This is a genomic window from Aeromicrobium sp. 9AM, from assembly GCF_902506105.1.
GTDB lineage: Bacteria > Actinomycetota > Actinomycetes > Propionibacteriales > Nocardioidaceae > Aeromicrobium.
The window spans coordinates 966,242-982,318 of sequence record NZ_LR733303.1; the positions used below are offsets into that span (position 1 = coordinate 966,242).

At 64.4% G+C, this 16,077-nt stretch carries 17 protein-coding genes; 8 read left to right on the forward strand and 9 right to left on the reverse strand.

The window, feature by feature from the left end:
- Positions 1-13: 13 nt before the first annotated feature.
- Entirely contained in the window at positions 14-244 is a 231-nt protein-coding gene (locus tag BOSE46_RS04850) for a FitA-like ribbon-helix-helix domain-containing protein (protein ID WP_159538779.1), read from the forward strand.
- Positions 241-630, forward strand: a complete 390-nt coding sequence (locus tag BOSE46_RS04855) for a type II toxin-antitoxin system VapC family toxin (RefSeq protein ID WP_159538781.1) — start codon at positions 241-243, stop codon at positions 628-630. Before BOSE46_RS04850 ends, BOSE46_RS04855 begins: the two co-directional genes overlap by 4 nt.
- A 3-nt stretch (positions 631-633) precedes the next feature.
- On the opposite strand, the gene BOSE46_RS04860 is transcribed toward BOSE46_RS04855, so the two are convergent.
- The 4 genes from BOSE46_RS04860 to BOSE46_RS04875 all read right to left on the reverse strand — a co-directional run bounded on the left by BOSE46_RS04860 (position 634) and on the right by BOSE46_RS04875 (position 3,855).
- Positions 634-1,557, reverse strand: a complete 924-nt coding sequence (locus BOSE46_RS04860; RefSeq protein ID WP_159538783.1) for a TIR domain-containing protein — start codon at positions 1,555-1,557, stop codon at positions 634-636.
- 9 nt (positions 1,558-1,566) lie between these two features.
- Positions 1,567-2,775, reverse strand: coding sequence for an RNA polymerase sigma factor (locus BOSE46_RS04865; RefSeq protein WP_159538785.1), 1,209 nt, complete (start codon positions 2,773-2,775; stop codon positions 1,567-1,569).
- A 1-nt stretch (position 2,776) separates the two neighbouring features.
- Entirely contained in the window at positions 2,777-3,127 is a 351-nt protein-coding gene (locus BOSE46_RS04870; protein ID WP_159538787.1) for a YciI family protein, read from the reverse strand.
- A gap of 158 nt (positions 3,128-3,285) precedes the next feature.
- A complete protein-coding gene (locus tag BOSE46_RS04875) occupies positions 3,286-3,855 on the reverse strand; it encodes a Dps family protein (RefSeq protein WP_159538789.1) in 570 nt (189 codons plus the stop codon).
- A 107-nt stretch (positions 3,856-3,962) separates the two neighbouring features.
- Here BOSE46_RS04875 and BOSE46_RS04880 point away from each other — a divergent pair, with 107 nt between their 5' ends.
- From BOSE46_RS04880 to BOSE46_RS04900, 5 genes are all read left to right on the forward strand, one after another.
- Positions 3,963-4,394, forward strand: coding sequence for an SRPBCC family protein (locus tag BOSE46_RS04880; protein WP_159538791.1), 432 nt, complete (start codon positions 3,963-3,965; stop codon positions 4,392-4,394).
- Positions 4,395-4,442: 48 nt separating this feature from the next.
- On the forward strand, positions 4,443-5,303 hold the full coding sequence (locus BOSE46_RS04885; RefSeq protein ID WP_159538793.1) for a hypothetical protein: 861 nt from the start codon (positions 4,443-4,445) through the stop codon (positions 5,301-5,303).
- 343 nt (positions 5,304-5,646) lie between these two features.
- Positions 5,647-6,144: a transcriptional regulator NrdR gene (nrdR, locus tag BOSE46_RS04890; protein WP_159538795.1), complete on the forward strand. Its 498-nt coding sequence runs from the start codon at positions 5,647-5,649 to the stop codon at positions 6,142-6,144.
- A gap of 79 nt (positions 6,145-6,223) precedes the next feature.
- Positions 6,224-9,136, forward strand: a complete 2,913-nt coding sequence (locus BOSE46_RS04895) for a vitamin B12-dependent ribonucleotide reductase (protein WP_159538797.1) — start codon at positions 6,224-6,226, stop codon at positions 9,134-9,136.
- 106 nt (positions 9,137-9,242) lie between these two features.
- Positions 9,243-10,565, forward strand: coding sequence for a DNA cytosine methyltransferase (locus BOSE46_RS04900; RefSeq protein ID WP_159538799.1), 1,323 nt, complete (start codon positions 9,243-9,245; stop codon positions 10,563-10,565).
- Here BOSE46_RS04900 and BOSE46_RS04905 read toward each other — a convergent pair.
- The 5 genes from BOSE46_RS04905 to BOSE46_RS04925 all read right to left on the reverse strand — a co-directional run bounded on the left by BOSE46_RS04905 (position 10,546) and on the right by BOSE46_RS04925 (position 14,628).
- Positions 10,546-10,995, reverse strand: a complete 450-nt coding sequence (locus BOSE46_RS04905) for a very short patch repair endonuclease (RefSeq protein ID WP_201299523.1) — start codon at positions 10,993-10,995, stop codon at positions 10,546-10,548. The genes BOSE46_RS04900 and BOSE46_RS04905 overlap by 20 nt on opposite strands.
- Before the next feature lie 21 nt (positions 10,996-11,016).
- Positions 11,017-12,459 (reverse strand): hypothetical protein, encoded by a 1,443-nt coding sequence (locus BOSE46_RS04910; RefSeq protein ID WP_159538801.1) that lies wholly within the window; start codon positions 12,457-12,459, stop codon positions 11,017-11,019.
- A 183-nt stretch (positions 12,460-12,642) separates the two neighbouring features.
- Positions 12,643-13,071, reverse strand: coding sequence for a hypothetical protein (locus BOSE46_RS04915; protein WP_159538803.1), 429 nt, complete (start codon positions 13,069-13,071; stop codon positions 12,643-12,645).
- Positions 13,068-13,961 carry a hypothetical protein gene (locus BOSE46_RS04920; protein WP_159538805.1) on the reverse strand — a complete coding sequence of 298 codons (894 nt, stop codon included), beginning with the start codon at positions 13,959-13,961 and terminating at the stop codon, positions 13,068-13,070. The genes BOSE46_RS04915 and BOSE46_RS04920 overlap by 4 nt, the downstream gene beginning before the upstream one ends.
- A 4-nt stretch (positions 13,962-13,965) precedes the next feature.
- Entirely contained in the window at positions 13,966-14,628 is a 663-nt protein-coding gene (locus tag BOSE46_RS04925; RefSeq protein WP_159538807.1) for a hypothetical protein, read from the reverse strand.
- A 584-nt stretch (positions 14,629-15,212) separates the two neighbouring features.
- Between BOSE46_RS04925 and BOSE46_RS04930 the strand changes: the two genes are divergently transcribed.
- On the forward strand, positions 15,213-15,932 hold the full coding sequence (locus tag BOSE46_RS04930) for a calcium-binding protein (protein ID WP_159538809.1): 720 nt from the start codon (positions 15,213-15,215) through the stop codon (positions 15,930-15,932).
- The last annotated feature ends 145 nt before the right edge of the window (positions 15,933-16,077 follow it).

Genomic DNA, 16,077 nt, shown 5'->3' on the forward strand with positions numbered 1-16,077 from the left:
ATATTCTGTATGCATGGCCGGTTTGGTGCAGATCCGCAACGTCCCCGACGAAGCTCGGCAAGCGCTCAAGGCGCGTGCCGCAGCGCGCGGCGAGTCGTTCAACGAGTACCTCCTCAAGCTCCTGATCGACGAGGCTGCACGACCGACGGTCGCCGAAGTTCTCGAACGTGCCCGATCGCGCTCCGAGCGGGCGACCGAGTCGTCGGTCGAGGTCATCCGCGCTCTTCGCGACGGTCGCCGATGATCGTTGTCGACTGCTCGGCGCTGATCGACGCCATGACGGGGGTTGAAGGCACAGAGGATCTGACCGCCTTGCTCGTCGCCGATGAGTTGCATGCGCCAACGCTCATCGACTACGAGTTGACCGCAGCCATCAGTGGGATGGTGCTCCGGTCGACGCTGAGCGCTGACCGGGCCAACGACGCACTCACCGACTTTGACGGTCTCGCGATCCGCCGTTGGGACTCGGTGGATGCTTTCCGACGCAAGGCATTGGGGTGGCGCGACAACGTCAGTGCCTACGACGCCGCCTACGTCGTCCTGGCGCAGATGCTGCGCTGTCCGCTGGTGACCCGAGACCGCCGGCTGGCGAAGGCTGCGGGCCGACGGGTCGACGTGGTCGTGCTCTGACCTTCAGGAGCTGGCGATTGCCTTCCAGTCGTTGATCCGCTTCGCCACGAGGGCTGCGCGCTGCGCCGTGTCGCTGCCGTCGAGCAGGGCCACGTCGGCAGGGTCGGCGCGTACGTAGATGCCGGACGTGCGCATGTTGAGGGTCGGCTCGGTGCTCGACCGCGTACGCCAATGGCCGGCGGCACGATCGGCGTTCTCGAGCCGGATCTCCCCGGTTCCCTCGAGCTGCGGCGCGTCCGGGTCCCGGGGTCGCTCGCCGTTCCAGAAGTAGAAGATGCCTGAAGGATCGGACTGCTCCTTGGACGCGACGCTCCAGTAGCGCGCCGACAGCGTGCCATCCTCCTGCCACGAGTCGCCCTTGACCTCGATCGCGCCGGTCCGGTCACGCGAGATGCGCAGGAGGCTGATCGCTGACGGCTCGAGCTCACTGCGGGCGGTGAGCGAGTACTGCCACCACAAGCCTTCAATCCCAGCGACTCGGCCTTCGGCCTCGATCGCCTTGCGGAGCTTCTGGTTGATCTCCTTGAATCCCGCCGGCGTGGTCGGCACGTCGTAGCGCACGCTCGTCAGGCCGAGCAGGTCCGTGGGCAGCTTGGCACCGTTGGCGTGCAGGATGAACGTGCGCCGCATGCCGAGCGCGCCGCCGAAGAGCCCAGCCTCGAACACCACGTTGTCCCTCGGTGACGCCTGAGCCCCGGCGGTGTTGGCCGAGATGTCGTCGGTGGTCCAGTCGTCCTGGGCGAAGACGAACGCTGCGAAGTCGACCTCGCCGGTGAGCTCGACGAGCCGCTCCAGTGTCGAGATCCCAGGGTTGAACGTCGTGGTCCACGGCTCGACATCGGCGACCTCGGCCAACCCCTTCGTCAGCGACTGCAACAGCTTGACCTGCTTGCCGGACGAGCCGAGGAAAATGCGAGGCTTGGTCATGGAGCAATCCTAGGGATGGGCCAGCCGCCCGCGGAGGAATTCTCGTTCAGTTTCGTTCTCGGTGAGGTTGATCGCGCGCTCGTATGCCTGCGCGGCCTCGTCCGTACGGCCGGCACGACGCAGCAGGTCTGCGCGGATGGCGTGGAACAGGCCGAAGCCGTCGAGGTCCAACGCGTCGACCAGGTCGAGCCCAGCCGCGGGCCCGTCGACCTCGGCGACCGCAACGGCACGGTTGAGCGCGGCAACCGGGCTCGGTGCGATCCGCATCAAGTGGTCGTAGATCTGCACGATCTGCGCCCAGTCCGTGTCGGCCGCCGTCGCGGCGTCGCTGTGCACGGCGGCGATCGCGGCCTGCAGCTGGTAGGGCCCGGGCTGGCCGCGCCGGATGCATCGGCGTACGAGCTCCTGGCCCTCCGCGATCAGCTCACGGTCCCAGAGCGACCGGTCCTGGTCGGCGAGCAGCACGAGCCGGCCGTCGGACGTACGGGCTGACCGCCGCGAGTCGTTGAGCAGCATCAGCGCGAGCAGACCGACTGCCTCGGGCTCGTCCGGCATCAACGCGACCAGCAGGCGGCCGAGCCGGATCGCCTCGGCGCAGAGGTCCTCGCGTACGAGGTCGGGGCCTGCGCTTGCGGTGTAGCCCTCGTTGAAGATCAGGTAGACCACGGCCAGCACGCCGCGCAGCCGATCGGGCAGATCCGCGTCGCGAGGCACGCGATACGGGATGCGCGCCGCGCGGATCTTGCCCTTCGCGCGCACGATCCGCTGCGCCATCGTCGGCTCCGGCACGAGGAACGCGCGGGCGATCTCCGGAGTCGTCAGCCCGCCGAGCATCCGCAGCGTCAACGCGACGCGAGCGGCGGGGGACAGGGCCGGGTGGCAGCACGTGAAGACGAGGCGGAGCCGGTCGTCGGACACGGGACCCACCTCCTTCGGTTCGTCCTGCTCGAGCAGCAGCGCTGCCTGGGCCTGCTTGTCGTCGCGGTTCGCCTCGCGGCGGAGCCGGTCGATGGCCCGCCGACGGGCGGTGGTGATGATCCAGCCGCTGGGACTGGGCGGTATGCCGTCGGTCGGCCAGCGTTCGACGGCGGCGGCGAACGCCTCCTGGACCGCGTCCTCGGCGATGTCGAGGTCGCCGAAGACACGGGCCAGGACCGCCACCGAGCGACCGTGCTCCTCACGGAACACGCGCGCGATGTCGGCGTCGTCGGTCGTCACGTCAGTGGCGGAACGGGCGTACTTCGATCGGCAGCCCGGTCGCCTCGGCGTACTTGCCGGCCCACTCCAGCGCGGCGTCCAGGTCGGGGGAGTCGACGATCGTGAAGCCGCCGACGTGCTCCTTGCCCTCGACGTACGGCCCGTCGGTCAGGAGTGTCTCGCCGTCCTGATGGCGTACGACCGTGGTCGTGTCCGGGCCGTTGAGCCCGCCGGCGAAGACCCACTGGCCGGACGCCTGAAGCTCGTCGTTGATGATCGCGAGCTTGCGCATGATCGGCTCGAGGAACTCCGGAGGGGGAGTGAACCCCGGCTCCATCACGGGTTCGATGACGTTGAGCACGTACTGCGTCATGGTGGTGCCTCCTGTGTGCGGCCGACCTGCTGCCAGCCTCTCACCACCTACACGATCGACACCCAGGGAAATCGACACCTGGCCCCGACTTTTGAAGACTTGCGCACCACTTTGCGCTGGTTTGTGGGCCGCAACGCTTCAAAAGTTGTCGGCTCGGGCTACTCCGTGACGTCGGCGGCGTCGCTGGCCTGGATCGCCGCTTCGGCCTCGGACAGTGCGCCGTCGGTCGACAGCGCGCCGCCGGAGTTCTCCAGGTGCGCGCGGACGAACCAGTGGAACAGCTCGAGCTGCTTGATCTGGCCGATGACCATGTCCTCGGTCACCGGGTCGATGTCCGAGACGGCTTCCTGCGCCTTGCGGTGATCGGCGATCAGCCGGACGTACACCTCGTCGAGCGCGCCGAGGTGCTCATTGGTGGTGGCGCGACCCAGCGAGTAGTCGTCCCAGCTGCGTCCGCTCACCACGGCGCCGGGCGTGCCCTGCGGCGAGGTGCCGAGGGTGGCGATGCGCTCGGCTGTCTCGTCGACCATCGCGATGACCTCGTCGACGTGCGGGTCGATCATCTCGTGCACCGCGATGAAGTGCGGGCCGACGACATTCCAGTGCACGTGCTTGAGGGTCAGGTGCAGGTCGATCAGCGCGTTGAGGCGCTCCTGCAGGATGCCGGCGAGCTTCTCGCCCTCGGCGGTGGTGAGTCCGGGAATCGTGTACTTGGGTGAGGTAGGCATGTGCGTCCCGTACCCACCTCCCCGGCGGCTACACGAGGCATACGCCACGTCGCAGGAGCCCCGATTTCATCCTGCACGAACGACACACCGTGCTTAGCGTTGAACGTATGAAGAGCATCGAACGCCACCTCGCCGTCAACAAGCCGGCCCGCCTCGTGTGGGACTACCTCTCGGACTTCCGCAGCACCAACGACTGGGATCCCGGCACCAAGCAGACGACTCGCGAGTCCGGCGACGGGGGAGTCGGCACGGTCTACAAGAACGTCTCGGAGTTCGCCGGCAACGAGGTCGAGATCACCTACACCGTCACCGAGGTGACGCCCGGCAGCTCCATCACGCTCGCGGGCGAGAGCAAGTCGTTCACCTCGACCGACACCATCACCGTCGACGGCTCGGAGACCGAGGCGCGGGTCACGTACGTCGCGGAGTTCGACTTCCACGGCCTGGCCAAGCTCGCCGAGCCGTTCGCCGGACTGCCGCTCAAGAAGCTCGGCGACGACGCCGCGGAGCAGATGCAGCAGGAGCTCGAGAAGATCTGACCCGTACGCCCCTGCCGGCCCGCGCGCACGTCGGCATACGGTTGCGACATGGCTTTGATCGTGTGTCCTCTGTGTGTCCGCGAGGACGACGTCGTCGTGCTTCGCACCCTGCCCGACGGGCGCAAGGAGGCCGAGTGCACCGACTGCAAGTTCACGTTCCCGTTCGGCTCGCCGACGCCGGAGCCCAAGGCTGCGCCGGCCCGCCGGAGCACGCCGCGCAGCGCCCCGAAGCGAGCCGCCAGCACGGTCGTCGCGCCGCGCCCCATCGCGTACGCCGTGCAGCAGTTCCCCAAGGCCACCACCGTCGATGCGGAAACGCTCGAGCGCGCCGAGGCGCTCAAGCAGGAGTTCCTGGCGACGCCGTACGAGGCTGACCCGCTGGTCGCCCGGCACTGGGCGAAGTTCAAGTGGGTCTTCTCCGCTGACGGCCTCGACAAGGCGACCATCGACGACTTCAAGCTGTTCGCCGACGACCCGACCGGCGTGAGCACGGGGGACTCGACCGAGTTCGACAAGGCATGGGTCCTGCTCGGTGAGCTCGAGGGCGCCCGCCGCGTACGCGCGGTGACCAACCACCTGCTGCGCGGCCCTGGGGAGTTTGAGGACCGGCTCAGCAACCTCGTCGACCAGGGCTTCGGGTTCTCGATGCCCGGCTGGGGCGAGGCACTGCTGACCAAGACCCTCGCCGTCGCCGATCCGGACCGGTTCCTGCCGATCGCCACGTACGCCGACAAGCGCGCCATCACGAGCACGGTGTACGGCCTCGAGCTGCCCGACACCGACCTGACCGCGCTGACGATCGGCCGCGTCGGCGTGTGGAGCAACGACCTCCTGATCGAGCTGCTGGGCGACGGATTCGACGACCTCCACCACGCCGCAGCCTTCCTCCGCTGGGCCCACCACCACTAGTGGTGGACGCCGGCTCCCGGGCATACCGGAAAGCCGGAAAGCGTTGATACAGGTGTGTCCAGAGGGGTTGCGACACGCCGTGATCTCTCTCACAAATGGCCTCTGACCTGCGATGACAGGCATGCCCAGAAAAAGTGTCGCTGCTTGCTGGAATCGTGTTGCACGGGCCATTCCACCGGCGTACAGTGGCACTAGATCTAGTAGTTACACAGATGTAGTTCTCCACATGTTGGGGAAGTTACCCACCGAAAATCGTCGGAATCCACACGGCTTCCACACGACTTGTCCCCATCGGGGGACAACTTTCGGGCCAAGACCCTTGTATGGGAAGGAGTTGACCGACATGCATTGTCCGTTCTGCAAGAACACCGACACCCGGGTTCTCGACAGCCGTGTCGCCGACGAAGGTGGAGCGATCCGCCGTCGCCGGGTCTGCTCCTCCTGCGAGAAGCGGTTCACCACGATCGAGCAGATGCAGCTCACGGTCGTCAAGCGCTCCGGCGCCACCGAGCCCTTCGTCCGTGACAAGGCCATCGCCGGCGTCCGCAAGGCCTGCAAGGGCCGACCGGTCGACGACGACGACCTGGCGCGACTCGGCCAGCAGGTCGAGGACACGCTTCGCGACTCCGGATGCGCGGAGGTCCCGGCCCACGAGGTCGGCCTCGCCATCCTCGAGCCCCTCAAGAGCCTCGACGAGGTCGCCTACCTGCGATTCGCCAGCGTCTACAAGCAGTTCGAGTCCGCCGACGACTTCGCCGACGAGATCGCCAGCCTCATGGCGGCCGGCGCCGACGGCGAGCTCGCCGAGCACACCCGCAAGACGGATCACCAACAGACCTGAGTCCCGCTGGTTGAGCTTGTCGAAACCACCGAGACGCAAGTAGCACCACCACCACACACCGCGAAATAGGAGCACTCACATGACGGAAACGGTCAGCGGACCCTCGGGGTCCTCGCGCAAGACTGCTGGCAAGAAGGGCAACGCCGCCCTCAAGATCCAGCGCGTCTACACGACCGAGGGGGTGCACCCGTACGACGCCGTCACCTGGGAACGTCGCGACGTCGTGCAGACCAACTGGAAGACCGGCGAGAACGTCTTCGAGCAGCGCGGTGTGGAGTTCCCCGACTTCTGGAGCGTCAACGCCTCCACGATCGTCACGACCAAGTACTTCCGCGGAGCCGTCGGCGCCCCCGACCGTGAGACCGGGCTCAAGCAGCTCCTCGACCGCGTCGTCCTGACCTACACGCAGGCCGGTCGCGACCACGGCTACTTCGCCTCCGAGGAAGACGCGACGATCTTCGAGCACGAGCTGACGCACATGCTCCTGCACCAGGTCTTCAGCTTCAACAGCCCGGTGTGGTTCAACGTGGGCACGTCGAGCCCGCAGCAGGTCAGCGCCTGCTTCATCCTCGCGGTGGATGACTCGATGGACTCGATCCTCAACTGGTACAAGGAAGAGGGCCTGATCTTCAAGGGTGGCTCCGGTGCCGGTCTCAACCTGAGCCGCATCCGCTCGTCCAAGGAGCTGCTCCGCTCCTCGGGCGGCACCGCTTCGGGCCCGGTCTCGTTCATGCGCGGCGCCGACGCCTCTGCAGGCACGATCAAGTCCGGTGGCGCCACGCGTCGCGCGGCCAAGATGGTCGTGCTCGACGTCGACCACCCCGACATCCAGGAGTTCGTCGAGACCAAGGCCAAGGAGGAGGACAAGATCCGCGTCCTCCGCGACGCCGGCTACGACATGGACCTCGGCGGCGCCGACATCACCAGCGTCCAATACCAGAACGCCAACAACTCGATCCGCGTCAACGACGAGTTCATGCGCGCGGTCGAGGAGGGCAAGGAGTTCGGGCTCCGCGCCCGTACGAACGGCGAGATCATCGAGACCGTCGACGCCCGCAAGCTGTGGGAGGACATCGCGCAGGCTGCCTGGGCGTGCGCCGACCCCGGCATCCAGTACGACGGCACGATCAATGACTGGCACACCTCGCCCGAGGCCGGCCGCATCACGGCGTCCAACCCGTGCTCGGAATACATGCACCTCGACAACTCGTCGTGCAACCTCGCCAGCCTCAACCTGCTGAAGTTCCTCAAGGACGACGGCTCGTTCGACACCGAGACGTTCGTCAAGGCGACCGAGTTCATCATCACCGCGATGGACATCTCGATCTGCTTCGCGGACTTCCCGACCGAGGCGATCGGCGACACCACGCGTGCCTACCGCCAGCTCGGCATCGGCTTCGCCAACCTCGGCGCGCTGCTCATGGCGTCCGGTCTGGCGTACGACTCCGACGGTGGCCGCGCCCTCGCCGGTGCGATCACGTCGCTGATGACCGGTACGTCCTACCGTCGCTCGGCTGAGCTCGCCGGCGTCGTCGGCCCCTACGACGGCTTCGCGCAGAACGCCTCGGCGCACGAGCGCGTCATGCGCAAGCACCAGGCCGCCAACGACGAGATCCGCACGATGCACTCGATCGACATAGCGGTGCACCGTGAGGCTGCCAAGCAGTGGAAGCTCAACCTCGAGATCGGCCACAAGAACGGATGGCGCAACAGCCAGGCCTCCGTCCTCGCGCCGACCGGCACGATCGGCTTCATGATGGACTGCGACACGACCGGCATCGAGCCGGACTTCTCGCTGGTCAAGTTCAAAAAGCTCGTCGGTGGCGGCTCGATGCAGATCGTCAACCAGACGATCCCCGCAGCGCTGAAGAAGCTCGGCTACACCGGCGAGACGATCGAGGCGATCGTCGAGTTCATCGCCGAGAACGGTCACGTCGTCGACGCGCCCGGGCTCAAGACCGAGCACTACGAGATCTTCGACACCGCGATGGGTCAGCGCTCCATCAAGCCGATGGGCCACGTGCTGATGATGGCTGCCTGCCAGCCGTTCCTGTCCGGAGCGATCTCCAAGACGGTCAACCTGCCGGAGTCGGCCACGGTCGAGGAGATCGAGGACGTCTACTTCCAGGGCTGGAAGCTCGGCCTCAAGGCGCTCGCGGTCTACCGCGACAACTGCAAGGTCGGGCAGCCGCTGTCCGACGGCAAGGGCGCCAAGGAGTCGGGCTCGACCAAGGTCGAGGTCAAGGAAGTCATCGTCGAGAAGCCGATCCGTCGTCGCCTGCCGAAGTCGCGCCAGTCGATCACGACGTCGTTCTCCGTCGGCGGTGCCGAGGGCTACATGACCTCAGGCGCTCACCCCGACGGCTCGCTCGGCGAGATCTTCATGAAGCTCGGCAAGCAGGGCTCGACCCTCGCCGGCATGATGGACGCCTTCTCGATCGCCATCAGCATCTCGCTGCAGTACGGCGTGCCGCTGGAGACGTTCGTCAGCAAGTTCACCAACATGAAGTTCGAGCCGGCCGGTCTGACCGACGACCCGGATGTCCGCATGAGCCAGTCGATCATGGACTACACGTTCCGTCGCCTCGCCCTAGACTACCTCGACTTCGAGACCCGCTCAGCCCTCGGCATCCACTCCGCCGAAGAGCGCCAGCGCTACCTCGACACCGGTAGCTACGAGCCCCTGGTCGGCAACGGCAGCACCGCCGCCGAACTGGTCTCGGACGACGCCGCGGTCGTTGAGCCTGTCGAAACGACGGAGCCCAAGGGTCACCTCGAAGCCGAGGACAAGGCCGACACGGACCCGGTCGAGCACATCGCGATCACGTCCAAGCCTGCCCCGGCAACCGCCCACACGAGCGCCGAGCTCCTGGAGACCCTCACCGGCTCCGCGGTCGACTCGCCGCTCTGCATGACCTGCGGCACCAAGATGCGCCCCGCCGGCTCGTGCCACGTCTGCGAAGGCTGCGGCAGCACCAGCGGCTGCAGTTGATCAAGCCGTGAACGTGGATGAGCCCCGACCCACAAGGTCGGGGCTCATCCACAGACACACAAGTTCAATCCCAGAGGCTGTCCGAGGAGAGGAATAGGGTTCGAACATGAGCTCGAAAGACCCAGCCTTTACCTTCATCGACCTCTTCGCCGGCATCGGTGGCTTCCACGCGGCACTCAGTGCTCTCGGTGGCGAATGCGTCTACGCGTCAGAGATCGACGAGGCAGCTGCCAAGATCTACCAGCACAACTGGAACATGCCAGTCCACGGTGACATCGTCCCCGAGACCGATCCCGTCGTGAAGGTCCCGGCGCACGACGTCCTCGCAGCTGGGTTCCCGTGCCAGCCGTTCTCGAAGTCGGGCTTCCAGCGCGGTATGGATGAAGCTCGGGGAACGCTCTTTTGGAACATTTGCCGGATCCTCGAAGAGCATCGACCGGCCCTCGTGCTACTCGAGAACGTCCGCAACATCGCAGGACCTCGCCACACGCATGAGTGGGACGTCATCATCCGCAGCCTGCGCGATCTCGGCTACCAGGTCTCGTCGTCACCAGCGGTGTTTTCCCCGCATCTCCTCCCGCCTGACATGGGCGGTCGGCCGCAGATCCGGGAGCGAGTCTTCATTGTCGGCACCTATGTTGGCGATGAGACCGCGCACGACGAGGTCGAGCCGATCGTGACGAATCGTCCGCTGCCAGGTTGGGACCCGCAGCAATGGTCGCTCGTGAGGGACATCCTTCAGTCCGAAGGCGAGATTGCCGACCGCGCCAACTATGAGCTCACCGCGACCGAGCAGCACTGGGTCCGCGTGTGGTCCGAGTTCGTACGTCGCCTTCGCGAGGCTGACGTCCCGAAGCTCCCCGGGTTCCCGATTTGGGTTGATGAGTTCAAGCACGAGGACGATCTCGTCATCTCCGAAGATACGCCGCGTTGGAAGGCCAACTTTCTGCGCAAGAACGCCGAGTTCTACACGCAGTACCGCGCTGTGCTCGACCCTTGGCTCAACGAGTTCAACTATCTTGTCGATCTACCGACGTCTCGTCGGAAGTTCGAGTGGCAAGCGCAGGATGCGCAGTCGCTGGAGGAGTGCATCATGCACTTCCGGCCATCAGGAATCCGTGCCAAGCGCCCCACCTATGTGCCCGCGCTAGTGGCCATCACCCAGACCACCATCCTTGGCTCGCCACTACGGCGGCTGACCCCCCGGGAAGCGGCTCGATTGCAGGGTCTTCCGGACTCGTACGACTTCCCCGGTCAGCCCGACGCGCTGACCTACAAGCAGATGGGCAACGGCGTGAACGTGGGCGTGGCCTACCACGTCCTACGTTCGCAGATGGCTCGCTCCGGAAAGCGTTGGGAGGCGCTTGCGGCGTCAACCCCGGCCAACGCGGACGAGGCGATTCAGGAAATCACGAAGACCGACGTCTAGCGTCAACGATCTGCCGTATCCGAGTGGCTGCCTCGGGTGCAGGTTCGTGCTCCCACACGCGGACCACCTCCCACCCGTGCTCTGCAAGCAGACGGTTGGTGTCCTCGTCGCGGGTCTTGTTGCGCTGGATCTTCCAGTCCCACCAATCGGAGTTCGTGGCGGGCCGAGTGCCGTGCTCAGTGCAACCGTGCCAGAAGCACCCGTCGACGAACACTGCGACCTTCAACTTCGTGAAGGCGACGTCGATCCGTCGTCGTCGGTTTCCAGGCACGTGGACCTGTACGCGGTACCGAAGTCCCATCGCATGCAATGCAGAGCGAAGTGCAAGCTCAGGCGCAGTGTCACGACGTGCGAGCGTCGACATCTTCGCCGACAGCCACCCTCCTGGGCTGATCCGATTTGGTTCTTCCGTGGGCAAGCGATCCTCCATCTGCTCGAAGTCTGCCCACCTTCAAGCACCGCGGCGGGGAGTGGGCCAAGAGTGTGAGGCAACTCGTATGCCATGACTCGCCTTGGCAGTGTTCATCTCAAATTTGGGTGGTCGCGGTGAGCCCACGCCACCCGGGGTCTTGGGCGCCTGTCGTCCTTGTGGGCGGGGAGCGAGCTGCCCGGAAAGGATCGCGGCTCTGAGGCTGAGCGTGTCGGGCACCCAGTAGGCATCGACATGCAGGGGGGTGAAGGCTGTCTTCCTAGTCTTGCTGATGCCTGAGTTAGATGGTGCAGGCGGCCTTTTCGAACGCGTCAGCTTCCACGCGTCATGCCAGACCTTGAATTCGCCAGTGTGATCCATGATGGCCTCACCGCTCACGACGAGGAACCCGAGCCCCTGCTCCTCAACACAGTTTCGAACGGCCTGTTCGTCGTTGAGCAACATGGCGTCGTTCGCGCGCTTGGTCAGTGCGCCGACAGTCTGCAGGGAGGTGTGAACCTTGATGTCCCAGACCCACGAGAGCGCGTAGTCGAAGTCCGTCGAGCCGTAGGAACGTTTCGTACCAGGGACCTTTGGAGTAAATGACGCATTCAGGATTGCCTTCGCCTTCTCCTCACCGTAGAAGCCCTGCCACTCAAGATCGTTTGACCCGCGAAGACCGTTGTCTGCCAGCCATCGGACAGCCTTCCTGGCGTCCCAATGGACTGGCAGGGAAGCGAGCAATGCCGCGGCAAGCGCGTCGCCCTCTGCCTCCGGAGTGGTGATGGCATCCGTCACGACCTCGCCCAACCGCCCGAGGCGCCGTTCCGCTCCAGCGAGGATTGCGTTCAGCCCGGTGAGCTTGATGGTCTGCCCTGTAGCTGTGAAGTCGTTCGACCAGGGCGCGTTGAGGACCTGAGCAAGCGAGGCGCCGAGTCTGTGCTTGCTTGTCACGTCGATACGAGCGTCGTTCGGGAACAGATTGGTCGCCAAGTTGAGAAGGACACTCTTGTGCTCCTTGGATCCCGGCCCGAGCCACTCTCGGGGCGCCCCGGTGAGTGCGGCGATACGCGTAACGGCTTCAATCTTGGAACGAGCAGGGTTGAACGCGGCCCATTCAGGTCCGTGCAACCCGGGTGCCGACCGAGCGACGACGCGTCGCAATGCTCTTTCCGCATGTGCGTACGAGACAGCCTGAAGCAGGGCATTGAAGCCAGGAAGTGTCACGCTCGTCCTGTCGACGTATTCAGGTTCCCAGAACAGGTCGAGACGATTAGCGATCCGCTGAGCGGTCCGTGCGCTTGTCCAGGAAGGGTCCTCTTCGATGTCGAGCGCTTCCGCCAGCACGGAGAGCGCACCTCGCACTCCTCGCGAGCCGCCGGGTGACCCGTCACTGGGCGCGCCACCGGTCAGCGCGTAGACGCGCGCCGTCGCTTCGTCGTAGGACGCTGCAGGAAGAAAGATTGGTTGGTCTGGGCTACGCACGCCATCGACCGTATCCCGTGCCGGAGTGGACCACCGCAGAATGATGCGGTCCGGGTGTCACGCCTAACCGATCTGAAGATTTGCAACGGTCATGCTCCGGGAGTGAATTTTCCGATTCAAGCACGTCTGCCATTATCCCAGCTGAGGTTTGAACTGGTGCCCGCACCTCAATTCGGGACGAGGTCAGTCCGCCCAGAGCGTGAATCGCGCGCTGTTGTACGTGTACACGGCGAAGTTGCCGTCGCCGTTCAGGAGGCCGATCCGTATGTCTCGGGGCTCTTCAAGTGGGTCACCGTCGCCATCTACAGCCTGAGGTTCGGAGAGGTACTCAATAAGCACAATAGGTGCGCCGTAGGCAGGCATCGGACGATTCTTCATCAGCGGTTTCCACTGAATGAGTTGGCCCGGCTGAAACTTCTGGAGCGCAGAGTATGACCCGAAGGCCTCGGCGAGCCGGCTCGGGTATTCGGTCCGCCTGGCGAAATCCTCGTACTTCTTCACATGCAAACGGCGTTGCTCTTCAATAAACTCGGCGAAGTTCCGATCCAGCGACAGTGTGGGAGACTCGGCGGCTGGCGTCTCGTCGGGTTCGGCATCCTGGCCATCGCTCATCGTTCTATCCCTAGCTCAGCTCGGAGGTCGTCGTCCGATTCTTCGCCGTTGTGAGTAGCGAGATAACGCTCAAAGAGTGTCGAAAGCGCGCCCGATCCGTACATGTCTGCCCAGTTCTCCGCAATGCTTTTGCGGACAGCCGATTCGACGTGCTTGGAATGCGCCTCCTCACCATTCGGAAGGCGATACGAATGGCTGGTCGAGAGACGATCCTCCACAACTTCGTCGAGCCTGGCAGCAGTCAGCACGGAACGAAGCTGCGCAAGCTCTTGGTCGAATGTCGAAGCGTCCGCAAACAAGTCGCCGTTAATGACGGCGCGGTGGCGAGTAAGCCCAAGCGCGTACGTGTCACGCATCTCGAAGTGGTACAGCGCGATGTTCAAGTATCTCGACTTCGTGCGCTCAGTAGCGAGTGCCAAGTACAGCCGAAAAGTACTGGCGAGGTCCCCGAGGGTTTTCTCCAGTTGATCGAACAATTGGCGATGTAGTTGAGATTCGAGGATGTTAGCGAGTTGGACACGGCGATCATCAAATTCGCGAATCGGCCCTGTCCGCCACTTGTATCCACGTGAGTGCAATTTCCAGCGAGGTGACCCAATCTCGCGGCTGAACGCGACAAGCGAACTGTGCGAAAGTACATCAGACACGAAATTCCGCCCGGCCAGCCAAACGACGTGCCCCTCTTCGATCGGCTCTGTGTCATCGTCCTTCAAGAAGTTGGCAAATCGCTCTTCACCTGTACTGACAGGGCGCAACGATTCGACGGTCCAATGACGTCCATGGGCAACGAACTTCCGTCCCTCGTTAGAGACGATGGGCTCCGCAGTCAGCAAAAAGTCTTCGTTGCCGGCAAGATCTGCAACGAAGCCAACAAGGCGAAGTTCGACCATCGTCCTACCCTTCAACTAAGAAGTGGATCATAGCGTCTACTGGTATGTCCGACTCGTCGGCCATCGACTCCACTAGTGCGATGTGCTCTACCGCTTCGGCGTACCCGAGCACCTTCTCTGACACTACCCAGTCTAGATAGAGTTCTTTTTGGGAACGCTTGAAGATCACCCTCTTGGGCAACAAGGGCGGCACGGAGTAATCCGCTCGCGGAACCCGCGCCTCCCACAACCACGATCGGGCATCACATTCGTCGTTGTGTATGTCAATCTCGCTGACAGCACCACAGGTGGGGCGCTCGCCCTTCACGTAGTCGGACGCCTCGTCGAATGCCATCGCAATCCACTCATCAAAGACCGTCGCATGCTTTGGGACGGCGTAGGAGTTCTTGGCTAGGAATTCTCGCTTAGCCTGCAGTGTCATCTCCGGTACAGAAAGATGGTTACGTGACAGACCGCCGGTGTCGAAGGGCGTCACTGCTGTGCCGGGGGCCGGCGGAGTAACCCCACACGTGTGAGCCACTACTAGGTGTCCAAAGTCAGGCACGCAATGCCCCACGTAGTAATAGACATTTCGCCCGATAGCGAGTTCATCCTCGGATTGACGCGTGTTCTCCGTGGGCTCGATGCTCGCGAACCTCCCAGTCAGTCGGCGAAACAGCAGTTCCATCCACGACATGGTGGGGGCTGATCGAACCGCCCCATCCTCCACCGGGCGCATGCCTTGCACCCACGTATGGGCAACGTCGGACAAGGCGGTCGTCATTCGGCCGAGTCCCGAGCTGTGTGCACGTTCAGAAAATACCAGCGTCAAGGTGTCGGCGAAGCGGTTTCAATTAGCTGCGTAGCGCGTCGCTGATCCGGGGTGCGAACACCCTCGCTCAACGATCTTTGCCGTGTTGACTGCGCTGGCATCAGATCACCTGCAGCAATGTTCGGTCGCAGATCGCCGAAGGTCGCGCCGGCTGTATGGGAGTCGTAACCGGTGATGGTCAGGACGGCCGCGCCGAGGCCGACGCTGTACGGCCCGCGTTCAGAGGCGACGGGTGCGGCAGGCAGTTGAATCGCGTGGCATTGCCCACAGGTCGTTTGAGTCCTACAGGTCGGCCGAGTTCGAGCTGGACAGCCGTCGCACCCAGGCCACGGTTTCTGGACTGGTGCGGAAATTCTTGAAAGGTTCTCCCAGCCCCACGCTCTTACCTGTGAGCCCGGCAAAAGTCCGGAGCTGAAACAACTCACCTCCAAGGACAGATCATGACCACGAACCGCATCTTCCGCAGCGCCACCAAGCTGGCTCTCGCCGGCGCCATCTCCGTCGTCGGCCTGACCGCCGCCGGCACCGCGGCCCAGGCCGCCCCCGCGTGCAGCGACGGCAACATCATCATTGCGAAGGCGGGCAAGACGACCGTCGGCACCGAGTGCGACGACAAGATCTACGGCACCCCCGGCAAGGACGTCATTTTCGCCCTCGGTGGCGACGACGAGATCATGTCTGCGGAAGGCGCGGACAACGTGTTCGGCGGCGCCGGCGATGACGACATCTACACCAGCAGCGGTGCGGACAACGTCGAGGGCGAAAAGGGTGACGACTTCATCATGGGCGGCACCGAGAACGACACCATCAACGGTGGCTCCGGCGACGACATCATCCGCGGCGAAGAGGGCAACGACAAGCTCACCAGCTTCGCCGGCGCCAACGTGAACGACGGCTCCGACGAGCTGTACGGCGGCGACGGCAACGACACCCTCAACGGTGGCGAGGGCGTTGACCAGGTCGAGGGCCAGTTCGGTGATGACACGCTCGACTCGCACGAGGTCAACCCGGTCCGCGACAACCTCGTCGGCGGTCAGGGCAAGGACAAGTTCGCGACGAAGGACGTCATCGAGCACAACTCGGTCAACCGCGACGACGTGCAGGTCGACTTCTTCGACTTCGACCCCATCAACAAGAACGCCGCTGACACGTTCCACTGAGTCAGCGCCACGCCTCTCCGGCCGTACATCCTCTCGGGGGTGTGCGGCCGGAGGAGCCATGCGTCGACGGGCAGCACGTCGAGCACTTGTGCTGCTCGGGCCAAGACGCCCCTCCAGGTCTCCCGCGTCAATACGGCGAGGCTGG